Here is a 21,552-nt window from a genome sequence, read left to right on the forward strand (position 1 = left end):
ATCATGAAGATTTTGCAATAAACCAAGCCGCCGAACGTTGCGCGGGATCAGCGGCAAGGCCTTTACTGCTGGTTTTCCTGCTCGCTGAACATGTCGCTGAACAGCATGCTCGACAGGTAGCGCTCGCCGGAGTCCGGCAGAATCACGACGATGGTCTTACCCTGCATTTCCGGCTTTTCGGCCAAGCGCACGGCCGCTGCCATCGCCGCACCACAGGAAATGCCACAGAGAATGCCCTCTTCCTGCATCAGGCGGATGGCCATGGCCTTGGACTCTTCGTCGGTCACCGTTTCCACCTGGTCGACGATCGACAGGTCGAGGTTCTTCGGCACAAAGCCTGCGCCGATGCCCTGGATCTTGTGCGGGCTGGGCTTGAGCTCTTCGCCGGCCAGGGTCTGGCTGATCAGCGGCGATGCCACTGGTTCCACCGCCACCGACAGGATCGCCTTGCCCTGCGTATGCTTGATGTAGCGCGAAACACCGGTGATGGTGCCGCCGGTGCCGACGCCCGCCACCAGCACGTCGACCGCGCCGTCAGTGTCGTTCCAGATTTCCGGGCCGGTGGTTTTTTCGTGGATCGCCGGGTTGGCCGGGTTTTCGAACTGGCCCGGCAGGAAGTACTGGGCCGGGTTGGAGGCGACGATTTCGTTGGCTTTCTCGATGGCGCCCTTCATGCCCTTGGCCGGGTCGGTCAGCACCAGCTCGGCACCCAGCGCCTTCAGCACCTTGCGGCGCTCCAGGCTCATGGAGGCGGGCATGGTCAGCATCAGCTTGTAGCCACGGGCGGCGGCGACGAAGGCCAGGCCGATGCCGGTGTTGCCCGAGGTGGGTTCGACGATGGTCATGCCCGGCTTGAGCTTGCCGCTGCTTTCGGCGTCCCAGACCATGTTTGCGCCGATGCGGCATTTGACCGAATAGCCCGGGTTACGCCCTTCGATCTTGGCCAGGATGGTCACGCCGCGCGGGGCAATGCGGTTGATCTGCACCAGCGGTGTGTTACCGATGGAGTGGGCGTTGTCTGCAAAGATACGGCTCATGGCAGGGGTCCTTGGCATGAAAAAAAGCAGGGAAAGACCTCAAGGGTAAGCCCGGGCCGGTGGCCCGTAAAGCCTGTTCGAACTCACGCGGACTCGTTGCGGTCAACCGCATATCCTGCGTTGGAGACACTTCGATGAGAGCCCGTTATCGCTGGCCGCTGATCGGCCTGGCCAGCCTGATCGTGCTGTTGGTGGCGCTGCACCTGGCCCTGCCCTACCTGGTGCGCGACTACCTCAACGACAAACTGGCCGACATGGGCGACTACCGTGGCCAGGTGACCGATGTGGACCTGGCCTGGTGGCGCGGCGCATACCAGATCAATGGGCTGAAGATCGTCAAGACCACCGGCAAGGTGCCGGTGCCGTTTCTCGACGCGCCGCTGATCGACCTGTCGGTGAGCTGGCACGCCCTGTGGTACGACCGCGCAGTGGTTGCCGAAGTGGTGTTCGACCGGCCGGAGCTCAACTTCGTCGATGGCGGCAACAAACAGAACTCGCAGACCGGTCAGGGCACCGACTGGCGCCAGCAACTGGAAAAACTGCTGCCGATCACCCTTAACGAGGTTCGCATCGACAAAGGCGTGCTGACTTTCCGCAACTTCAACTCCAAGCCACCCGTCAACCTGAAGGCCACTCAGCTCGATGCCAGTATTCGCAACCTCACCAACATCCGTGACGAAAAGGGCCGACGTGATGCCAGCTTTGATGGCACGGCGCTGATCGTCGGCGATGCCAAGGTGGAAAGTCGCGCCACCTTCGACCCGTTCAGCGATTTTGACGACTTCGAGTTCCGCCTGCGCGCCACGGGTATCGAGTTGCGCAAGCTCAACGACTTCGCCAGCGCATATGGCAAGTTCGACTTCAATGCCGGGCACGGCGATGTGGTGATAGAGGCCGAGGCGACCAACGGCCGATTGAATGGGTACATCAAGCCACTGTTGCGGGATGTGGATGTGTTCGACTGGCAGCAGGATGTGCAGGAAAAGGACAAAGACTTCTTCCGCTCAGTCTGGGAAGCGCTGGTGGGCGCGACCGAGACGGTATTGAAGAACCAGCCGAAGAACCAGTTCGCGACCCGGGTAGAGCTCAGCGGTAGCGTGCACAAGCAGGATATCAGCGCCTTCGAGGCGTTTCTGCAGATCCTGCGCAACGGGTTCATTCAGGCGTTCAATGCGCGGTATGAGCGTGACGCGCCGGATTCCGACTAGGATCGAGTGACGGGGCATTCAGGGACTGAATACCTGGTCTGCGTTTCCAGTCGGCGAACCCCGCGTTATAGTCGGTGACAAATCAAAATATGTGCTGCCTGTTCCGGCCCTATCGCCGGCAAGCCAGCTCCCACAGGATCCCCACAGTTCTCAAGAGCTGTGCTGTACCTGTGGGAGCTGGCTTGCCGGCGATAGGGCCAGTACAGGCTACCCTCAGAGGACAGACCCATGAAGTTCGAAGGCACCCGCGACTACGTCGCCACAGACGACCTGAAACTGGCGGTAAACGCGGCCATCACCCTCGAACGCCCCTTGCTGGTCAAGGGCGAACCCGGCACCGGCAAGACCATGCTCGCCGAGCAGCTGGCAGCTTCGTTCGGTGCGCGCCTGATCACCTGGCACATCAAGTCCACCACCAAGGCCCACCAGGGCCTCTACGAGTACGACGCGGTCAGCCGCCTGCGTGACTCGCAGCTGGGCGTGGACAAAGTCCACGATGTGCGCAACTACCTGAAGAAGGGCAAGCTGTGGGAGGCCTTCGAGGCCGAGGAACGGGTCATCCTGCTGATCGACGAAATCGACAAGGCCGACATCGAGTTCCCCAACGACCTGCTGCAAGAACTCGACAAGATGGAGTTCTACGTCTACGAAATCGACGAGACCATCAAGGCCAGACAGCGCCCGATCATCATCATCACCTCCAACAACGAAAAAGAGCTGCCGGACGCCTTCCTGCGCCGCTGCTTCTTCCACTACATCGCCTTCCCCGACCGCACTACCCTGCAGCAAATCGTCGACGTGCACTACCCGAACATCAGCCAGTCTCTGGTCAGCGAGGCGTTGGACGTGTTCTTCGACGTGCGCAAGGTACCAGGCCTGAAGAAAAAGCCGTCCACCTCCGAACTGGTCGATTGGCTCAAGCTGCTGATGGCCGACAACATCGGTGAAGCGGTGCTGCGCGAACGCGACCCGACCAAGGCCATTCCACCGCTGGCCGGGGCGCTGGTGAAGAACGAGCAGGACGTACAACTGCTCGAGCGCCTGGCCTTCATGAGCCGGCGCGGCAACCGCTGACAGGAGCCGGGCCATGCTGCTCAACCTGTTCAATGAAATGCGCGCGGCCAAGGTGCCGGTGTCGGTACGCGAACTGCTCGACCTGCACCAGGCCCTGCAAAAGCGCGTGGTGTTCGCCGACATGGACGAGTTCTACTACCTCGCCCGCGCCATCCTGGTGAAGGACGAGCGCCACTTCGACAAGTTCGACCGCGCCTTCGCTGCCTACTTCAAGGGCCTGGAAAACCTCGACCGGCATATCGAGGCGTTGATTCCCGAAGACTGGCTGCGCAAGGAGTTCGAGCGTTCGCTGACCGATGAGGAGCGCGCGCAGATCCAGTCGCTGGGTGGCCTGGACAAGCTGATCGAAGAGTTCAAGAAGCGCCTCGAGGAGCAGAAGGAGCGTCACGCAGGCGGCAACAAGTGGATCGGCACCGGCGGCACCAGCCCGTTCGGCTCGGGCGGCTTCAACCCCGAGGGCATCCGCGTGGGCGAGGCCGGCAAGCGCCAGGGCAAGGCGGTGAAGGTGTGGGACCAGCGCGAATACAAGAACCTGGACGACCAGGTGGAGCTGGGCACGCGCAACATCAAGCTGGCCTTGCGCCGGCTGCGCAAGTTCGCCCGTGAAGGCGCCGCCGAAGAGCTGGACATCGACGGCACCATCGACCACACCGCGCGGGATGCCGGGCTGCTGAACATCCAGATGCGCCCCGAGCGGCGCAACACGGTGAAGCTGCTGTTGCTGTTCGACATCGGTGGCTCGATGGACGCCCACGTCAAGGTCTGCGAAGAACTGTTCTCGGCGTGCAAGACCGAGTTCAAGCACCTGGAGTACTACTACTTCCACAACTTCGTGTACGAGTCGGTGTGGAAGAACAACCTGCGCCGCACCTCGGAGCGCTATTCCACCTTCGACCTGCTGCACAAGTACGGCGATGACTACAAGGTTGTGTTCGTCGGCGACGCGGCCATGGCGCCCTACGAGATTACCCAGCCGGGTGGCAGCGTGGAGCACTGGAACGAAGAAGCCGGGTATGTGTGGATGCAGCGTTTCATGGAGAAATTCAGGAAGATCATCTGGATCAACCCGTACCCGAAGCAGGCCTGGGACTACACCGCATCGACCCACCTGGTGCGGGACTTGATCGAAGACAAGATGTACCCGCTGACCTTGCAGGGGTTGGAGGAAGGGATGCGTTACCTGTCCAAGTGATTTTGCCGGTACCGGCCCTTTCGCGGGTGAACCCGCTCCCACAGGTATTGCGCAAGCCTTGAGGCCTGTGGGGTACTTGTGGGAGCGGGTTCACCCGCGAAGAGGCCGGCAGCCTTAACGCCAACGGTCCAGATATACCTGCTGCTCCCGCCACGCCTCATCCTGCACCACCGCCCGGAACCGCACCACCGCCCCCGGCATGCACTGCGCCAGTTGCGCCAGCGCCAACGGCGTCAATGCCCCCAGCCGCGGATAGCCGCCAATGGTCTGCCGGTCATTGAGCAACACGATCGGCTGCCCATCCGGCGGCACCTGCACCGCCCCCAGCGGAATCCCCTCGGAAATCATCGGCGCGCCCTGGTAGACCAGCTGCGGCCCCAGCAGGCGGATGCCCATGCGGTCGGCACGGCTGTCCAGCGTCCACTCGCGGTTGAACGCCTCGAACAGGCTGGTACCGCTGAAGTCACCGATCTGTGCGCCGATCACCAGGTCGAGCACTGGCTTTTGTGCGTACTGTGGCCGCAGCGCTGCCGGTACCTCACGCAAGGTCGCTGAAGCGCTGGAAAATGCCAGCAGCTGGCCTTTGCCAAGCGCAGAGCCCTGGCCATCGATACCGCCCAGTTCCTCCCGCACGACCGTGGCACGGCTGCCCAGCACATCCTCGCCCAGGAACCCGCCAGGTGCTGCCAGGTAGGCCCGCACGCCCTGCTTCGGCTGTTTCAGGGTCAACCGCTGCCCCTTGGCCAATGCAAAGCTGCGCCAGGGCGCCAGCGGCTGATCATCGACCCGCGCATCCAGGTCGGCACCGGCCAGGGCCAGCACACAATCCTGCTCTGCGACCACACAGAAACCACCTAGCGCCACCTCGACCACCGGCGCCGCCAACGGGTTGCCCAGCAGCCAGTTGGCCCAGTGCATCGCCACCCAGTCCAGCGCCCCGCCTTGGGTCACGCCCAGGTGGCGTACGCCGAAGCGCCCGGCATCCTGCAACTGGCACAGCGGCGTACTGGCCTCGATCTTCAACTGCTTCATGCTTGTGCCTCCACATCACCGCCCAACGCCACGAACTCGCTGCGCGAAACCGGCACGAAGCGCACCCGGTCACCGGGTTGCAACAGGCTGTAGCCCTCGCGTTCACGGTCGAACAGGCGCACCGGGGTACGCCCGATCAGGTTCCAGCCACCCGGCGATACCGCCGGATAGGCCGCCGTCTGGCGCTCGGCAATGCCGACGCTGCCGGCCGCCACGCGCTTGCGCGGGGTGCTAAGGCGCGGGCTGGCCAGGCGTTCGTCCACCAGGCCCATGAAGCCGAAACCGGGGGCGAAACCCAGGGCGAACACCGGGTACTCGCGCTCGCTGTGCAAGCGGATCACCTCTGCTTCACTCAAGCCACTGCGGGCCGCCAACACCGGCAGTTCCGGGCCGACGCTGGCGTCGTACCACACCGGGATCTCATGGCGGCGGCCACCGCTGCCCGTGTCTGGCTGCAAGCCCTCCAGCGCACGGATGATCAGTGCCCTCGCCTCACCCGGTGGCAGGTCGAACTGCACCATCAGCGTGGTGTAGGACGGCACCAGGTCCAGCAAGTGCTCGCCGAACGCCGCACGCAAGCGCTGGCTGGCGGCAAGCATCCACGGCATGTTGCCCTCGTCGATGGAATCGAACAGGCGCACCATCAGGCTGTCGATGGCCACAATTTCAATACGCGGCTTCATCGCGACTCCAGGGCATCGAGGGCCTGGCGAATCTGCCGTACCGCCGCCACCGAACTGTCGTTGTCGCCGTGCACGCACAGGGTGCTGGCCACCAGCCTCAACGCACTGCCATCGTCCGCCACCAGCGTGTCGCCACGGGCCAGGCGCACGGCCTGCTCCACCACCAGCGCCGGGTCGTGGTGCACCGCACCGGGCAGGCGCCGCGACACCAGGTGCCCGCTCGCGGTATAGGCGCGGTCGGCGAATGCTTCGAACCACAGCGGCACGCCAATTTCATCGCCCAAGGCCTGGGCGGCGCGGTTGTCGGCGGTAGCCATCAGCATCAGCGGCAGGCCGCCGCCATAGGCCGCCACAGCCTCCAGTACGGTACGCAGCTTGAGCGGGTCGGCCATCATGTCGTTGTACAGCGCGCCATGGGGTTTCACGTAGGCCACACGGCCGCCCAACACTTTGCAGATGCCGTCCAGCGCACCGATCTGGTAATGCAGCAGGTCGCGGATTTCCTCCGGGCTGCAGGCCATGGAGCGGCGGCCAAAGCCGACCAGGTCCGGGTAGGCCGGGTGCGCGCCGATGGTCACGCCGTGCTCCAGCGCCAGGGCCACGGTGCGGCGCATGATGCTGGGGTCGCCGGCGTGGTAGCCGCAGGCGATGTTGGCGCAGTCGATGTAGGGCATGACTTCGGCATCCAGGCCCATGCGCCAGCTGCCGAAACTCTCGCCCATGTCGCAATTGAGTAGCAGGCGTTCCACCGCACGGCCTCCGTTGTCGTTGTTCATATGCCTACCTTAACGCGCCTGCAGCTGTTTGCCGCGGGTTTCCGGCAGGCTCAGCGCCGCCACGATCACCACCCCGTAGGACACGGCGGAGAACACGCCGATACCCAGGCCCAGCGGTACCTTCTGGCCGAGCACGCCGATCAGCAGCGGGAACAGTGCCGCGATGACCTTGCCGATGTTGTAGCAGAAGCCCTGCCCCGAACCGCGGATACGCGTGGGGAACAGTTCGGTGAGGAACGCGCCCATGCCGCTGAAGATGCCCGAGGCGAAGAAGCCCAGCGGGAAGCCCAGCCACAGCATCACGCCGTCGCTGACCTGCATTTGCGTGTACAGCAGCACGATGACGAACGAGCCCACGGCGAACAGGATGAAGTTCTTCTTGCGCCCCAGCAGGTCGGACAGGTACGCACTGACCACATAGCCGACGTAGGAGCCGACGATCACCATGGCCAGGTAGCCACCGGTACCCAGCACGCTCAGGCCGCGCTCGTTCTTGAGGAAGGTCGGCAGCCACGAGGTAATGGCGTAGTAGCCGCCCAGTGCGCCGGTGGTCAGCAGGGACGCACGCACGGTGGTCCAGAGCATGCCCGGGGCGAAGATTTCGTAGAACTGCGCAGGTGCCTCGGCGTTTTCCACCGCCTTGGCCTCGCGGTATACCTCGGGGTCCTTGACCAGGCGGCGGACGAAGATCACGAAGATCGCCGGTACCAGGCCCAGCAGGAACAGCGCGCGCCAGGCCTGCTCGGCCGGCAGCCAGGAGAACAGCAGTGCGTAGAGGATGGCGGTGAGGCCCCAGCCAAGGGCCCAGCCGGACTGCACCATGCCCACCGCCTTGCCACGGTCCTGGGCGCGGATCACCTCGCCGATCAGCACCGCGCCGGCGGTCCACTCACCGCCAAAGCCGAAGCCCATCAGGGTGCGGGCGATCAGCAGCTGTTCGTAGTTCTGGGCGAAGCCGCAGAGGAAGGTGAAGAAGGCAAACCACAGCACCGTCAGTTGCAGGGTGCGCACGCGGCCAATGCGGTCGGAGAGAATGCCGGCCACCCAGCCACCCACGGCCGAGGCGATCAAGGTGCTGGTGTGGATCAACCCGGCTTCGGTGGTGGTGATGCCCCACAGCATGATCAGCGTCGGAATGACGAAGCTGAGCATCTGTGTGTCCATGCCGTCCAGGCCATAGCCGATCTTGCAGCTCCAGAACGTCCGGCGCTGCTGTGAGTCGATGTCGCGATACCAGGCGAAAGGCCCGGACGAAGATGGGGAACTGACCTGCTGCTGCACGCCGGTGGGGTTCATGCTTGCCTCGGCTTGTTGGTATTGTTTTATGGGCGACAATGAGTCGCGGCCTGGCTGCCATTGTTCAGAGGCCGCGCCATTTGCGTCCAACGAGAAAAACCGCCGGTCTGGAACAAGAAAAACTGATCATGAACCTTCGCTTCCTCGAAACCTTCGTCTGGGTCGCCCGGCTCAAGAGCTTCCGCCTGACCGCGGAAAAGCTGTTCACTACCCAGGCCTCGGTTTCCAGCCGCATCGCCGCGTTGGAGGCCGACCTGGGCGTGAAGCTGCTGCTGCGCGATTCACGTGGCGTCAGCCTGACCCCGGAAGGCGGCAAGGTGCTGGAATATGCCGAGCGCATGCTGGAAACCGCCAAGGCCATGAAGCAGTCGCTGGACAGCGACCGGGCCAAGGTCGGGCGCATCCGTATCGGGGTGATGGACACGGTGATCCACACCTGGATGAGCGCGCTGGTGGCGGAGCTGACCGAGCGTTACCCGCAGGTGGAAATCGAACTGGTGGCCGACACTGCACTGAACCTTCGCGAGCAATTGCAGAAGGGCTTTCTCGACGTGATCCTGCAGACCGACCTGCTGCGCGAGCAGTCGATCCGCAGCCTGGACCTGGCGCGCTACCCGATGGGTTGGGTGGTGGCCGCCGGCTCGCACCAGCACCGCGACTACGCTTCGCTGGCCGAGCTTGGGCGTGAGCGCATCATCACCTTCTCGAAGAACTCGCGGCCGCACCAGGAAGTGCTGAGCCTGCTGCTGAGTGCCGGGGCCGAAACGCCGCGGCTGAACTGCGTGAACTCGGTGGCGGCGATTACCCGGCTGTTGCGCGACGGGTTTGGCATTGGTGCGTTGCCGCCGGCGCTGGTGGATGCCGAGTTGAGCCGGGGTGAACTGGTATTGCTGCAGGGGCTGCAACCGCCGCCGAGCCTGGAGCTGGTGGTGGCCTGGCAGACCGGGGTGGCGTTGGTGGATGAAGTGGTCGGGGTTTGCCGGCAGGTGCTGGAGCGGTATGCGCGGGATGTGGGTGGGCAGCGGATTGTGTTGGTCTGACAGATTTGCAGTGCCTGTGCTGGCCTCTTCGCGGGTGAACCCGCTCCCACAGAGTCACCACAGGTCTTGAGGGCTGCGCAGTACCTGTGGGAGCGGGTTCACCCGCGAAGAGACCAGCACAGGCACTGCAAAAATCAGCGCCAGCTCTCTTTCACCGCCCCACGCCGCCCGCCCAGGATCACCCAGCCAATCGCCAGCAACAGGCTCTCGACCACGAAGGCCAGCACAAACCCTGCACCAAGCCCCCAGCCAACCGCCTCGGGCACCAGCAGGATCTGGTAGCTGTAGCCATTGAGGGTTTCTTCGCGCAACTGCGGGTCGGCCTGTACCAGCACGTGCCAGGTACGCTGCGCCCATGGCCCTTGCAGCGCCTGCCATTCGTTTTCCAGCAGTTCGTTGCGGATCATCAGGCTTTCGATGCTGTTGGCATCACTGTTGAACACCGGGTCGTCGCTGCTGCGGTAATGCCGCAGCAGCGCCTGCAGGTCACCATTGAAGAAGCGTTCGGCGGTCTGCCGGAAGCCGTCGAGCGCCTCGCGTGATTCGAACAGGTGCGCCTCGACCCGCTGGCTGTAGTCCTTCACCAGCCCCGGGACCTGGATACCGGCCAGCAGGCCGAAGGTAAACAGCAGCAACCGCAGGTAACTTCTGAACATGCCGCGTCCTTAGCTCTGGCCGTGCGCCACGCACTCGCCGTGCCGCCACAGGGCCCACTGACCCGGCTCGTAGCGCTGCCAGGTCTCGTTCTCGGTCAAGGCCTCGGTGGCGATCACCGTGACCACGTCGTTAGGGGTGGTTTCGGTGTGAAAATCGACGATCAGGTCGACATCCTTCAACCGCGCCGCACCAAAAGGTGCCCGGCGGGTAATGTGCACCAGCTTGGTCGAACAGAAGCAGAACAGCCAATCGCCGTCGCTGAGCATGCAATTGAACACGCCCTGGCCGCGGTAGCCGGCACAGGCTTCGACCAGCACCGGCAGCAGCTGTTCCACCGGCACAGGCTCTGGGAAGGCGCTGCGGATGCGGTTGAGCAGGTCGCAGAAGGCCGCCTCGCTGTCGGTATCGCCCACCGGCCGGTAGAAACTGGCCTGGCCCTTGAAGTCGCCCAGCTGGCCGTTGTGCGCGAAGCACCAGTTGCGGCCCCACATTTCCCGCACGAAGGGGTGGGTGTTGGACAGGCACACCTTGCCCACGTTGGCCTGGCGGATGTGGCCGATGACCACTTCGCTCTTGATCGGGTAACGCTGCACCAAGTTGGCCACTTCCGACTCGCTGCTCGCGGCCGGGTCCTGGAACAGGCGCAGGCCACGGCCTTCGTAGAAGCCGATGCCCCAGCCGTCACGGTGCGGGCCGGTACGGCCGCCGCGCTGCATCAGGCCGGTGAAGCTGAAGACGATGTCGGTGGGGACGTTGGCACTCATGCCCAGCAGTTCGCACATAGGCGTGTCTCCGCTTACAGACGTGGCTCGACCCGGCCGCCGCCTCGGGAGACGGCTGGGGCGGCAGGGGGTGGCGCATCACGGTAACGGTCGCGGCGCTCTGCGGCCAGCGAGCCCTGGGCGCCAAGCTGATCATCTTCGGCAGCCTGGCGCTGGGCAGCGGCCTCGGCCTGCGCGCGGCGCTCGCGGGCGCGCTTTTCCAGCGGCAAGCGCAGCAGTACGAAAAGGAAATACAGGGAAAACGCGCCCATGCCGTACATGGCGAAGTCGGATACCGCGCGCCAGGCGTTGTTGCCGACCTTGAAGGCGACATCCAGGGCGGTGATAGCAATGGCCGGGGCGAAACTGTCCTTGACCGGGTCGACGATGGTCGGGGTCAGCAGCAGCACCGCCAGCACCACCCGCAGCGGTTCGCGCAGCCAGCGCCACATCCAGCCGGTGAGCTTGAAGCCCACCATCAGGCAGCCCAGGGCGGCAACGGCGTAAAGGCCCCAGGCGAGGGTGTAGTCGTTCTCGGTCATGGTGTTCGTGCAAGCCAGGCAAAGAGATGCCTATGATAAACACTTTTCCGGGCGCAGACAGTGTTTGCCTGTACCGGCCTCTTCGCGGGCTTGCCCGCTCCCACAGGCACCGCACAGTTTCAAGATCTGTGGTGAACCTGTGGGAGCGGGCAAGCCCGCGAAGAGGCCGGCACAGGCAACCCCAATCAAGAGATCCTCAATGCCAACCAAGCCCCAACCCCCGATTGCCCACCAGGCCCAGGCCAGCGACCCGTACGCCTGGCTGCAACAGCGTGACACCCCCGAGGTGCTTGCCTACCTGCAGGCCGAGAACGCCTACCAGGAAGCCTGCCTGGCCGACCAAGCGCCGCTGCGCGAACAACTGTTCGAAGAGATCAAGGGCCGCATCCTGGAAACCGACCTGTCGCTGCCGGCGCCCTGGGGCCCCTACCTGTACTACACCCGTACCACCGCAGGCGACGAGTACCCGCGCCACTACCGCTGCCCGCGCCCGGCCGACGACTCCAACACGGTCGACGAAAGCCAGGAGCAACTGCTGCTCGACCCCAACGCCCTGGCTAATGGCGGCTTCCTGTCCCTCGGCGCGTTCAACGTCAGCCCCGACCACCGCCTGCTGGCCTACAGCCTGGACACCAGCGGCGACGAAATCTTCACCCTGTACGTGAAGGACCTGGCCAGTGGCAGCGTCACTACCCTGCCCTTCGACGACTGCGACGGCAGCCTGACCTGGGCCAACGACAGCCAGACGCTGTTCTTCGCCGAACTGGACGACACCCACCGCCCGTGGCGCCTGCGTCGCCACACCCTGGGCAACGAAGGCGCGCAGACCGTGTTCGAGGAGCCCGACGGGCGCTTCTTCCTGCACTGCTACCGCACCAGCTCCGAACGCCAGCTGGTGCTGCTGCTCAACAGCAAGACCACCAGCGAAGCCTGGGTACTGGACGCAGAAACCCCGCAGGCACCGTTCACCTGCCTGGCGCCACGGGTCGAAGGCCACGAGTACTTTCCCGACCACGGCCAGCTTGACGGCCAGTGGCGCTGGTTCATCCGCACCAACCAGGACGGCATCAACTTCGCCTTGTACCACGCCCCAGTCGCACCGGTGCCCAGCCGTGAGCAATGGCAGGTGCTGGTAGCGCACCGCGACGCGATCATGCTCGAAGGCCTCAGCCTGAATGCCGGCGCGCTGACCCTGAGCCTGCGCGAAGGCGGCCTGCCGATCATCGAGGTACGCCCACAGGGGCTGGCGGCCTACCGCGTCGAACTGCCCGACGCGGCCTACAGCCTGTACGTGCAGGACAGCCTGGAGTTCGCCAGCCCACGCCTGCGCCTGCGCTACGAAGCACTCAACCGCCCGGCCCAGGTACGCCAGCTGGAGCTGGCCAGCGGTGCCCAGGCGGTGCTCAAGCAAACCCCGGTGTTGGGGCCGTTCGATGCCGACGACTATGTCAGCGAGCGCCTGTGGGCTACCGCAGCGGACGGCACCCGGGTGCCGATCAGCCTGGTGCGCCGCCGCCAGGACCTGGGCCAGACCGTGCCGCTGTACCTATATGGCTACGGCGCCTATGGCGAAAGCCTCGACCCGTGGTTCTCGCACGCGCGCCTGAGCCTGCTGGAGCGCGGCGTGGCCTTTGCCATCGCCCATGTGCGTGGCGGCGGTGAACTGGGCGAAGCCTGGTACCGCGCCGGCAAGCAGGAGCACAAGCACAACACCTTCAGCGACTTCATCGCCTGTGCCGAACACCTGATCGCCGAGGGTGTCACGGCTGCCGACCGCCTGGCCATCAGTGGCGGCAGCGCCGGTGGCCTACTGATGGGCGCGGTGCTCAACCTGCGCCCCGAGCTGTTCCGCTGTGCGATTGCCGAAGTGCCGTTCGTCGACGTGCTCAACACCATGCTCGACCCCGAGCTGCCGCTGACCGTGACCGAGTACGACGAATGGGGCAACCCTGAGGAGCCGGAGGTGTATGAGCGGATCAAGGCCTACGCACCGTACGAGAACGTGAAGGCACAGGCCTACCCGGCGATGCTGGTGGTGGCGGGCTACAACGACAGCCGCGTGCAGTACTGGGAAGCGGCCAAATGGGTGGCGCGGCTGCGTACGCACAAGACCGACGACAACCTGCTGCTGCTCAAGACCGAGATGGGGGCTGGGCATGGCGGGATGAGCGGGCGGTATCAGGGGCTCAAGGATGTGGCCCTTGAGTATGCGTTCGTGTTCGGCGAGCTAGGTCTGGCTTGAGAAAGCCGGGGGCGCTTTGCGCCCCTTTCGCGACACAAGGCCGCTCCCACAGGGATCGCGCATGTCCTGAATCCTGCGCGATCCCTGTGGGAGCGGGTTTACCCGCGAACACGGGCGAAGCCCGTGCCATCCACCGCAGCGCCTGCTTCGCGGGTAAACCCGCTCCCACAGAAAACCGGGGCAGGCCGGCTGAATTCAATCATCCTGCACCGGCTGCTTCGGCGGGTCCTGGCGCAACCCCGGCAATGGCTGGTCCTTCGGCGGCCCGGGCACCGGCATCGGCGGCAACAGGGGCGCCCCCGGCTGGCTGTCATAGGCCTTGGGCGGCGTACTCGGGGTAATCTGCGGATATGGCGTAGGCGTAGGGGTACCCGGTGCACCGGGCACCGGCGTGCTCAACCGGGGTGGTGTGCTGGCAGCTTCGGCCATGGACAGGCCGGCGAACAACAGCACAACGAGGATCGCGCGAAACATCAGCAACCTCCTGTCGGGAACCTTCCTACAGGCTACGCCTAAATCAAAGCTTTCGCCTGTCCGCATGCCCCTCAAGCGCGCTAGACTCAATGCATAACCGTCATTTGCCTGATCAGAACAAAGGAAACACCATGAGCTCCACCTCTTCCGCCGCCGCCACCGCGCGCCTGGACCGCATCCTGGCCGATGCCAAGCGCGACAAGGAAATGGGTTACCGCGACAAGGCCCTGAAAATGTACCCGCACGTCTGCGGCCGCTGCGCCCGCGAGTTCTCCGGCAAGCGCCTGAGCGAGCTGACCGTGCACCACCGCGACCACAACCACGACAACAACCCGCAGGACGGCTCCAACTGGGAGCTGCTGTGCCTGTACTGCCACGACAACGAGCACTCGCGCTACACCGACCAGCAGTACTTCAGCGAAGGCTCCACCAGCACCCCGAGCATCGCCAAGGCCACCCACAACCCGTTCGCCGGGCTGGCGGGCATGCTGAAGAAAGACTGACCATCGATTCGCCCCCCGCTGCTACCGGGCAGCCCGTATAATCGCGCTTTTTTCGCGAAGGGCCCCGGTACGTGGCAAACAAACGATACAGCTGCATCGGCCTGTTCAACCCCAAGTCGGCAGAAAACGTCGGCTCGGTGATGCGCGCCGCGGGTTGCTACGGCGTCAATTCGGTGTTCTACACCGGCAAACGCTACGAGCGTGCCCGTGACTTCGTCACCGACACCAAGCGCGTGCACTACGACATCCCGCTGATCGGCATCGACGACCTGCAGCGCATCATCCCGCTGGGCTGCACGCCGGTGGCTGTGGAATTGGTGGAAGGCGCGCGGCCATTGCCGGAATACACCCACCCGGACCGGGCCATCTACATCTTCGGGCCGGAAGACGGCAGCCTCAGTGCCGATGTGCGGGCGTGGTGCGAAGAGACCATCTACATTCCGACCGAGGGCTGCATGAACCTGGCAGCGACGGTGAATGTGGTGCTGTATGACCGCATGGCCAAGGGGCTGAATACCCGTTCGGGGCCCAAGTTCAAGTAGTAAAAAGGCCGCCACTGCGGCAGCAGGACCGGCCCTTTCGCGGGTAAACCCGCTCCCACAGACTGTGCACTCCCTGTGGGAGCGGGTTTACCCGCGAAGAGGCCAGCCCGGACAACACAGGGCGGCCAGGTGCCGAACTCCGTCAGAACAGCACCGGTCTTGCTCAGGTCACGAAGCGTTGATCCAGATGGTCTTCAGCTCCGTGTACTGGTCATGGGCCCAGATGGACTTGTCGCGCCCACCGAAGCCGGACTCCTTGTAGCCACCGAACGGCGTGGTGACATCCCCTTCGCCGAAGCAGTTGACCGTAACCACGCCCGCGCGGATTTCACGCGACAGGCGCAGCGCATTGCGCAGGCTGCCGGTGTAGGCCGAGGCCGCCAGGCCGTAGACGGTGTCGTTGGCCAACTCGATCGCCTCGTCGATGGTCTCGAAGCTGGTCACGCTCAGCACCGGGCCGAAGATTTCCTCGACGAACAACTTGTTGTCGCGGCCAACGTTGTCGACGATGGTCGGCTGCACGAACACGCCGTCCTCGGTCTCGCCACCCTGGACGATACTGAGCTTGTGCTCGGCGGCGTATTCCAGGTACGACTTGACCTTCTCGAAGTGCGACTTGCTGACCATGGCGCCCAGGCGGTTGTCCGGGTCCAGCGGGTCGCCCAGCTTCCAGTCCTTCAGGTGCTTGGCGATCAGGCCCAGCAGCTGGTCCTTCACATCCTTGTGCACGATCAGGCGCGAAGAAGCGGAGCAGTTTTCGCCCATGTTCCAGAACGCACCGGCGGTGACGAACTGGGCCACTTCGTCCAGGTCCTCGCAGTCGTTCATGACCACGGCCGGGTTCTTGCCACCCAGCTCCAGGACGATGCGCTTGAGGTTGGACTCGGCGGCGTACTTCAGGAACAGGCGGCCGGTGTCGGTGGAGCCGGTGAAGCTGACCATCGGGATGTCCATGTGGCGGCCAATGGCCTCGCCCACTTCACGGCCACCGCCAGGCACCAGGTTGAACACGCCTGCAGGAATACCCGCCTCGTGGGCCAGTTCGGCCACGCGCAGGGCGCTGAGGGTGGTTTCCTTGGCTGGCTTGACCACGATCGAGCAACCGGCGGCCAGCGACGGGGCAATCTTCCAGGCCAGCATCAGCAGCGGGAAGTTCCACGGCAGCACCAGGCCGACCACGCCGATGGCCTCGCGCACCACCATGGTCACGGCGGCATTGCCGGTCGGGGCCGTGGCGTCGTAGATCTTGTCGATCAGCTCGGCGTGCCAGCGGATGGTGTGGATGGTTTCCGGCACGTCTACGTTCTGGCACTCGCTGACCGGCTTGCCGCTGTCCAGCGCTTCCAGCACGGCCAGTTCGTGGGCGTTGTCTTCCAGCAGCTGGGCGAACTTCAGCAGCACGTGCTTGCGGTCGTTCGGCTGCATCTTCGACCAGGTGCCCTGTTCGAACACGCGCTTGGCGGCGGCCACGGCCACGTTCACGTCGTTGACATCGCAGGCGGCGACTTCGGCCAGCTGCTTGCCGGTGGCCGGGTTGGTGGTGACGAAGGTGTTGCCCGAGATGGCATCGCGGAACTCACCGTCGATGAACGCCTGGGTACGCAGTTGCAGTTCGGCGGCGAGGGCCGCGTATTGTTCCTTGCTCAGCAAATCGGCCATTTTCAGGCTCCTCCGATGATCTGTGCGATGTTGCGCTTGAGTTCGGTGACCACGCGCTGCAGTTCCTGCTTCTCGGCCGCATCCAGGTCATACAGCGGCTTGCGTACGCCACCGGTGCTCAGGCCGTTGAGGGCGCAGCCGTACTTGATCGACTGGACGAACTTGCCGCCTTCGAGGAAGTCCATCAGCGGCATCATGGCGCCCATGATCTTGCGGCCTTTGTCGAAGTCCTTCTCGATCACACAGGCCTCGTACAAGGCCACGTGCTCGCGCGGGATGAAGTTGGAACCGGCGCAGACCCAGCTCTTGGCACCCCAGGCAAAGAACTCCAGGGCCTGGTCGTCCCAGCCGCACGACAGCTGGATGTTCGGGCGCTGGATGGCCAGGCGGTGCAGCTGGCCCATGTCACCGGAGCTTTCCTTGATGGCGACGATGTTCTTCACGTCGGCCACGGCGTCGAAGAACTCTTCGCCCATGCTCACGCTCATGCGGCCCGGGTAGTTGTAGAGCATGATCGGCAGGCCGGCGGCGGCGTCGACGGCTTTGACGTGCAGGGCGATTTCCTGCTGGGTCGGCAGTGCGTACGGCGGGGTGCCCACCAGCAGTGCGTCGGCCTTGATTTCCTTGGCGTGCTGGGCGAAAGCCACGGCGTCTTCGGTGCGGATGCCACCGGTGCCGACGATCAGTGGCAGGCGACCGGCCAGCACATCCTTGGCCTGCGCGGCCAGGTCGATGCGCTCCTGGGTGGTGTGGGCGTAGTACTCGCCGGTGGAGCCACCAATGATGACGCCGTGGATTTTCGACTCGACCAGGTATTCGAGGACCTCGGCGAACGCCGCCTTGTCGATCGAGCCGTCCGCAGCCAGCGGAGTGATTGCCGGGGTGTAGATGCCTTCGAATTTCACGGTAGGTTCTCCAGTGCGTTGCTCAGTGTTGTAAAGGCCGCAGCGGATCGACGCTGCGGCGGGTCGTCATGAATTCAGCTCAGCGAAGCCGCTTGTTGCAGGTTGAGCGAGCGGGTTTCCGGGGCCAGGGCAACGGAGAAGGCCAGGCCGACGAAGGTCACCGCGGCGGCGGCATACATGGTGGCGCCGATGCCATAGCTATCGAGGGCGATGGGCACCAGCCAGGTGCCGACCGCAGCACCGACCCGCGACATCGAGGTGCCCACGCCAACGGCACCGGCACGGATTTCGGTAGGGAACAGTTCGTTGGGGTACACCAGCTGCAACACCTGGGCGCCACCGATGAACAAAGCGTAGGCACCGAACAGAGCGAGGATCAGCATCTCGTTGCCGTTGCTGAAAGCGCCCAGGCCCAGCAACGCCAGCCCCGACCAGAAGAAGCTGTGCAGCAGCGTGGTGCGGCGGCCGATGGTGTTCAGCAGGCGGGTGCCGATGATGCAACCGACCACGAACAGGCAGGTGATGGCGACCGAGCCGATGGCGGCCCAGTCCCCTTTCAGGTTCAGTGCACCCAACACTTTCGGAGCGAAGGCGTAGACGGCGAACACCGGGATCACCGAGCAGGTCCAGAACATGGTGACGAACAGCATGCGCTTGCCGTAGCCGGAGTGCAGCAGGCTGAAGAACGACAGCTTGCGGGTCTTGGGCTCTTCCGGCAGGTTCTTCAGCGAGAAATCTCTGCCGTAGACGCGCTTGATCACCTGCTCGGCTTCGGCCGATCGGCCTTTGCTGATCAGCCAGCGCGGTGATTCGGGGGTGCCTATACGGATCGCGAACAGCAGCGCGCCGATCACCGAGGCACTGGCCAGCACCAGGCGCCAGGCATCGTCGCCACCGTGGCGCAGGATCGCTTCACCGACCATGTAGGCGCAGGCGGCACCGGCGAACCAAAGCACGGTCAGGGTAGCAAGGCGTGGGCCACGGTTCTTCTTGGGCAGGAACTCCACCAGCAGCGAGGTGGCCACCGGGTATTCGATGCCCACCGCGATGCCGATGGCGAAGCGCAGCAGGAACAGGACCATCGCCGATTCCACCCAGAACTGCGCGATCGAGGCCAGGATGAACAGGGTCGGGCCGACGAAGAACACGCGCTTGCGGCCGAAGCGGTCGGTCAACCAGCCGCCGAAGAAGCCACCGAAGAAAATGCCGATCAGCGCCGAAGCGGCGATCATGCCCTGCCAGAAACTGGTCAGGTTGAGGCCTGCCGACATCTGCACCATGGCAACGCCGATGATGCTCAATACATAGCCATCGACGAACGAGCCGCCACCGGAACGCAGGGTCAGCAACTGGTGAAAGTTGTTGATCGGTACATCTTCAATCGAAACATTTGGACTTGTCATTGTTGTTCCTGCCACTTCTGTTACATGCACAAATTCAAGGCGAGCGTGCCCGCGAAACTGAAAACAGCGTTCAGCCCCGGGTGACCGGCCTGTTGGCCAATCATCAATTTCGGGCAAAGGGTGCCCGTGCCGGCTAAATCGCCACCGGCATCAAGTGTTCAAAGTTGCAACGCGGTCAGCGGTCAGCTTTCTTTGCCAGCGCGGAACTGCCCCCACATCAGGTTGGCGTTCAAGCCCATGGAAACCAGGGGCTGCGGCGGGTTTGCACAAGGCCCGGGAGCATTGAGCAAGAACTCGATCAGTTCGTTCTTGTCGCCGGCCAGCCAGTCGGCCAGCAACTTGCCGGTGACAGTGCCACGGGTAACACCCAGGCCGTTGCAGCACAGTGCGCCGACAACATTGGGCGCCAACTTGCCAAAGAACCCCATGTGGTTGCGCGACAGTGCCAGTGCACCACCCCAGGTATATTCGAAGTTCACCCCGGGCAGCATCGGGAAACGCCGGGCGAACGATTCGCGGTGGCGCTGGACGAAGCGGTCCAGGTATTTGCGGTTGCTGCGCCCGTCGGGGTTGTAGCTGAAGCTGTTGCGGATCAGCAGGCGGTTGTCGACGGTGCGGCGCATGGTGGTGCCGAACGGGTCGGCCGGGATCACGCCCCAGTAGGGTTTGCCGCCCAGGCGCGCCTGCTCTTCCTCGGTCAGCGGGCGGGTGATGCTGCCGTAGGTGAACACCGGCAGCATGCGGCCCTTGAGGAAACCGAAGCTCATGCCGAAGGCGTTGGTGGTGAGCACCAGCTTGTCGGCGGTGATCGAACCGTTGGCATGACGCAGCACTACCTTGTCGCCGTAGTCGACCTCGGTGATGGGCGTGCGTTCATACAGCGAAACGTTGGACGGCAGGCTGTCGGCCAGGCCTTTGACCAGCGCCGACGGCTGCAGCAAGGCGGTGCCGGGGGTGAAGAGGCCCTTGCGGTAGAAATGCGTGCCGATGTGCTCGGGCAGGTCGCGGCCTTCGATCACTTCATAGGGCTGGCCGAGCTTGTCCAGGCCGCGGCGGTAGGCATCCAGCACGGCGATGCCACGGTCTTCGACGGCCGCCTGGTACTTGCCGCAGTGGCGGAACTGGCACTCGATGTCGTAGCGCTCGATCAGCTCCTTGAGGTAGGACTGGCCACCCAGGTTGAGCTTGAGGATGGTCTTGGCGATGTCGATGTCGCCGATGTAGTCCTCGGCGCCGATGTCGTGCGGCAGGTCGATGGCAAAGCCGGCGTTGCGCCCGGAGGTGCCAAAGCCGACCTCCTGGGCCTCGATCAGCACGATCTCGTCATCCGGGAAGTTCGTTGCCAGCTGCCGTGCGGCAGCCAGGCCGGTGAAACCGGCGCCGACCACCACCCAGCGCGCCTGGCTGTGGCCACTGTGGGCCGGCCTTGGCGTGCGGGGCTTGCTCAGGTGATACCAGCCACAGGTGGCATCATCGGCAGGTAACGAACTAATTCTTGTCATGTCACTAACCTGGTTCTTGTTGTCGACGGGTGGTCAGCGCCAGTTGCCTGACCTTGGTAACTCATATCTGAATCGGTACATCCAGCCCTTGCGGCGCGGCGTACTCGGCCATGCGCCGGCGCGACAGCTCGAAGTGCTCGCGCACCAGCTGGCCGGCAGCTTGCGGGTCGCGGCGCTCGATGGCCTGAATCATCTGCTCGTGCTGCTCGCAGGCCATCTCGAGGTCGTGCTGCATGTCATCGGTGGTCGGGTGGCGGTAGAAAATCTTGCCCAGCCGGGTGTGGTCGATCAGCAGGCGACGCAGGCTTGGCAGCAGGTAGTCGTTGTGCGCCATCTTGCCGATTTCCAGGTGGAAGGCGTCGTTGTAGAGCACACGGTTTTCCACGTCGCGCTCTTCGATGGCCTGGCGGAACAGGGCCTGGATACCTTTGAGCACTTCGATCTCGGCGGCGCTGGCATAGGTGGCGGCCAGCTGGGTGGTGGCGATGTAGATCAGCGGGGCGGCGACGAAGAAGCTGTGCAGCGACTCGTGGTTCATGGCAGCGACACGTGGCGCGCGGTTGGCTTCCAGTTCGATGTAGCCTTCGGCGGCGATCTGGCGCAGCAGCTCACGCACTGGCGGGCGCGACAGGCCGAACTCGTCGCACAGGGCCAGTTCGTCCACCACCGCGCCCGGGGCCAGTTCCATGCTGAGGATCCGGCGGCGCAGCGCTTCGGCGAGGACGGCCTTGCGGTCCTGCGGCACTTCTGCACTGAGTGGTTGGACAGTGGCTTTCATGGCGGCCTTCTTTGTTGTCATAGAGCTGTGTCTACTATTTGTATAACGACTATAGGGCACTGTTAGACAATATGTCTACAGCATTTTCGATGAACGGTGAAATCTGTCTGGGCCTTTGTTTTCAGGGGGTCCAGCGGGTTCAAGGGTGAGATTAAACACCCCTTGGGGCTGCATTGCCAAACCGGGCAGAAAATTATCCATATCAGACAAATGGGCAAAATTTGCCGGCCCTTTCGCGGGTAAACC

At 64.1% G+C, this 21,552-nt stretch carries 21 protein-coding genes; 7 read left to right on the forward strand and 14 right to left on the reverse strand.

Translation table 11 applies throughout. The features are described from left to right. Nucleotides 1–62 precede the first annotated feature (62 nt). The gene (gene cysK, locus ABX298_RS03565; protein WP_367394087.1) at nt 63–1,037 is read right to left on the reverse strand and encodes a cysteine synthase A; all 975 of its coding nucleotides are present in this window, start codon (nt 1,035–1,037) and stop codon (nt 63–65) included. A gap of 134 nt (nt 1,038–1,171) precedes the next feature. Between cysK and ABX298_RS03570 the strand changes: the two genes are divergently transcribed. From ABX298_RS03570 to ABX298_RS03580, 3 genes are all read left to right on the forward strand, one after another. Next, the gene (locus ABX298_RS03570; protein ID WP_367394088.1) at nt 1,172–2,245 is read left to right on the forward strand and encodes a DUF748 domain-containing protein; all 1,074 of its coding nucleotides are present in this window, start codon (nt 1,172–1,174) and stop codon (nt 2,243–2,245) included. 228 nt (nt 2,246–2,473) lie between these two features. Then, nucleotides 2,474–3,319, forward strand: coding sequence for a MoxR family ATPase (locus ABX298_RS03575; RefSeq protein ID WP_013973748.1), 846 nt, complete (start codon nt 2,474–2,476; stop codon nt 3,317–3,319). A 13-nt stretch (nt 3,320–3,332) separates the two neighbouring features. Beyond that, the gene (locus tag ABX298_RS03580) at nt 3,333–4,511 is read left to right on the forward strand and encodes a VWA domain-containing protein (RefSeq protein WP_013973749.1); all 1,179 of its coding nucleotides are present in this window, start codon (nt 3,333–3,335) and stop codon (nt 4,509–4,511) included. Nucleotides 4,512–4,625: 114 nt separating this feature from the next. Here the strand turns inward: ABX298_RS03580 and ABX298_RS03585 are convergent, their stop codons facing one another. The 4 genes from ABX298_RS03585 to ABX298_RS03600 are packed head-to-tail and all read right to left on the reverse strand — an operon-like array spanning nt 4,626 to nt 8,298. Continuing rightward, complete coding sequence (locus ABX298_RS03585; RefSeq protein ID WP_075046020.1) at nt 4,626–5,543, reverse strand: biotin-dependent carboxyltransferase family protein; 918 nt, start codon at nt 5,541–5,543, stop codon at nt 4,626–4,628. Further along, entirely contained in the window at nt 5,540–6,226 is a 687-nt protein-coding gene (gene pxpB / locus ABX298_RS03590; RefSeq protein WP_075046021.1) for a 5-oxoprolinase subunit PxpB, read from the reverse strand. The genes ABX298_RS03585 and pxpB overlap by 4 nt, the downstream gene beginning before the upstream one ends. Beyond that, the gene (locus tag ABX298_RS03595; protein WP_025340208.1) at nt 6,223–7,002 is read right to left on the reverse strand and encodes a 5-oxoprolinase subunit PxpA; all 780 of its coding nucleotides are present in this window, start codon (nt 7,000–7,002) and stop codon (nt 6,223–6,225) included. Before ABX298_RS03595 ends, pxpB begins: the two co-directional genes overlap by 4 nt. Nucleotides 7,003–7,011: 9 nt before the next feature. Next, nucleotides 7,012–8,298: an MFS transporter gene (locus ABX298_RS03600; protein WP_013973753.1), complete on the reverse strand. Its 1,287-nt coding sequence runs from the start codon at nt 8,296–8,298 to the stop codon at nt 7,012–7,014. Between the two features lie 128 nt (nt 8,299–8,426). Here ABX298_RS03600 and ABX298_RS03605 point away from each other — a divergent pair, with 128 nt between their 5' ends. Next, nucleotides 8,427–9,338 (forward strand): LysR family transcriptional regulator, encoded by a 912-nt coding sequence (locus tag ABX298_RS03605; protein ID WP_015271343.1) that lies wholly within the window; start codon nt 8,427–8,429, stop codon nt 9,336–9,338. A 134-nt stretch (nt 9,339–9,472) separates the two neighbouring features. Here ABX298_RS03605 and ABX298_RS03610 read toward each other — a convergent pair whose 3' ends face one another. The 3 genes from ABX298_RS03610 to ABX298_RS03620 are packed head-to-tail and all read right to left on the reverse strand — an operon-like array spanning nt 9,473 to nt 11,298. Then, nucleotides 9,473–9,994: a DUF2937 family protein gene (locus ABX298_RS03610; protein ID WP_367394089.1), complete on the reverse strand. Its 522-nt coding sequence runs from the start codon at nt 9,992–9,994 to the stop codon at nt 9,473–9,475. 9 nt (nt 9,995–10,003) lie between these two features. Continuing rightward, entirely contained in the window at nt 10,004–10,777 is a 774-nt protein-coding gene (locus ABX298_RS03615) for a class II glutamine amidotransferase (RefSeq protein ID WP_013973756.1), read from the reverse strand. Nucleotides 10,778–10,791: 14 nt separating this feature from the next. Further along, a complete protein-coding gene (locus ABX298_RS03620; RefSeq protein ID WP_075046022.1) occupies nt 10,792–11,298 on the reverse strand; it encodes an MFS transporter in 507 nt (168 codons plus the stop codon). Nucleotides 11,299–11,497: 199 nt separating this feature from the next. Between ABX298_RS03620 and ABX298_RS03625 the strand changes: the two genes are divergently transcribed. Beyond that, nucleotides 11,498–13,540, forward strand: a complete 2,043-nt coding sequence (locus ABX298_RS03625; protein ID WP_075046023.1) for a S9 family peptidase — start codon at nt 11,498–11,500, stop codon at nt 13,538–13,540. A 195-nt stretch (nt 13,541–13,735) separates the two neighbouring features. Here ABX298_RS03625 and ABX298_RS03630 read toward each other — a convergent pair whose 3' ends face one another. Beyond that, nucleotides 13,736–14,014, reverse strand: coding sequence for a hypothetical protein (locus ABX298_RS03630; RefSeq protein WP_367394090.1), 279 nt, complete (start codon nt 14,012–14,014; stop codon nt 13,736–13,738). A gap of 131 nt (nt 14,015–14,145) precedes the next feature. Between ABX298_RS03630 and ABX298_RS03635 the strand changes: the two genes are divergently transcribed. Then, nucleotides 14,146–14,517 carry a YajD family HNH nuclease gene (locus ABX298_RS03635; protein ID WP_003259546.1) on the forward strand — a complete coding sequence of 124 codons (372 nt, stop codon included), beginning with the start codon at nt 14,146–14,148 and terminating at the stop codon, nt 14,515–14,517. A 71-nt stretch (nt 14,518–14,588) separates the two neighbouring features. After that, nucleotides 14,589–15,059 carry an RNA methyltransferase gene (locus tag ABX298_RS03640; RefSeq protein ID WP_025340213.1) on the forward strand — a complete coding sequence of 157 codons (471 nt, stop codon included), beginning with the start codon at nt 14,589–14,591 and terminating at the stop codon, nt 15,057–15,059. A gap of 168 nt (nt 15,060–15,227) precedes the next feature. On the opposite strand, the gene ABX298_RS03645 is transcribed toward ABX298_RS03640, so the two are convergent. The 5 genes from ABX298_RS03645 to ABX298_RS03665 form a co-directional block, all read right to left on the reverse strand. Then, nucleotides 15,228–16,718 (reverse strand): aldehyde dehydrogenase, encoded by a 1,491-nt coding sequence (locus tag ABX298_RS03645; protein ID WP_025340214.1) that lies wholly within the window; start codon nt 16,716–16,718, stop codon nt 15,228–15,230. Nucleotides 16,719–16,720: 2 nt separating this feature from the next. Continuing rightward, on the reverse strand, nt 16,721–17,623 hold the full coding sequence (locus ABX298_RS03650; RefSeq protein ID WP_075046026.1) for a dihydrodipicolinate synthase family protein: 903 nt from the start codon (nt 17,621–17,623) through the stop codon (nt 16,721–16,723). Between the two features lie 74 nt (nt 17,624–17,697). Continuing rightward, nucleotides 17,698–19,026 carry an MFS transporter gene (locus tag ABX298_RS03655; RefSeq protein ID WP_075046027.1) on the reverse strand — a complete coding sequence of 443 codons (1,329 nt, stop codon included), beginning with the start codon at nt 19,024–19,026 and terminating at the stop codon, nt 17,698–17,700. 182 nt (nt 19,027–19,208) lie between these two features. After that, nucleotides 19,209–20,528 carry an NAD(P)/FAD-dependent oxidoreductase gene (locus tag ABX298_RS03660; RefSeq protein WP_367394091.1) on the reverse strand — a complete coding sequence of 440 codons (1,320 nt, stop codon included), beginning with the start codon at nt 20,526–20,528 and terminating at the stop codon, nt 19,209–19,211. 61 nt (nt 20,529–20,589) lie between these two features. Further along, nucleotides 20,590–21,306 carry a GntR family transcriptional regulator gene (locus ABX298_RS03665; RefSeq protein ID WP_367394092.1) on the reverse strand — a complete coding sequence of 239 codons (717 nt, stop codon included), beginning with the start codon at nt 21,304–21,306 and terminating at the stop codon, nt 20,590–20,592. Nucleotides 21,307–21,552 lie beyond the last annotated feature (246 nt).

Source organism: Pseudomonas sp. X4 (assembly GCF_040784925.1).
In the GTDB taxonomy this organism is placed as follows: domain Bacteria; phylum Pseudomonadota; class Gammaproteobacteria; order Pseudomonadales; family Pseudomonadaceae; genus Aquipseudomonas; species Aquipseudomonas putida_Z.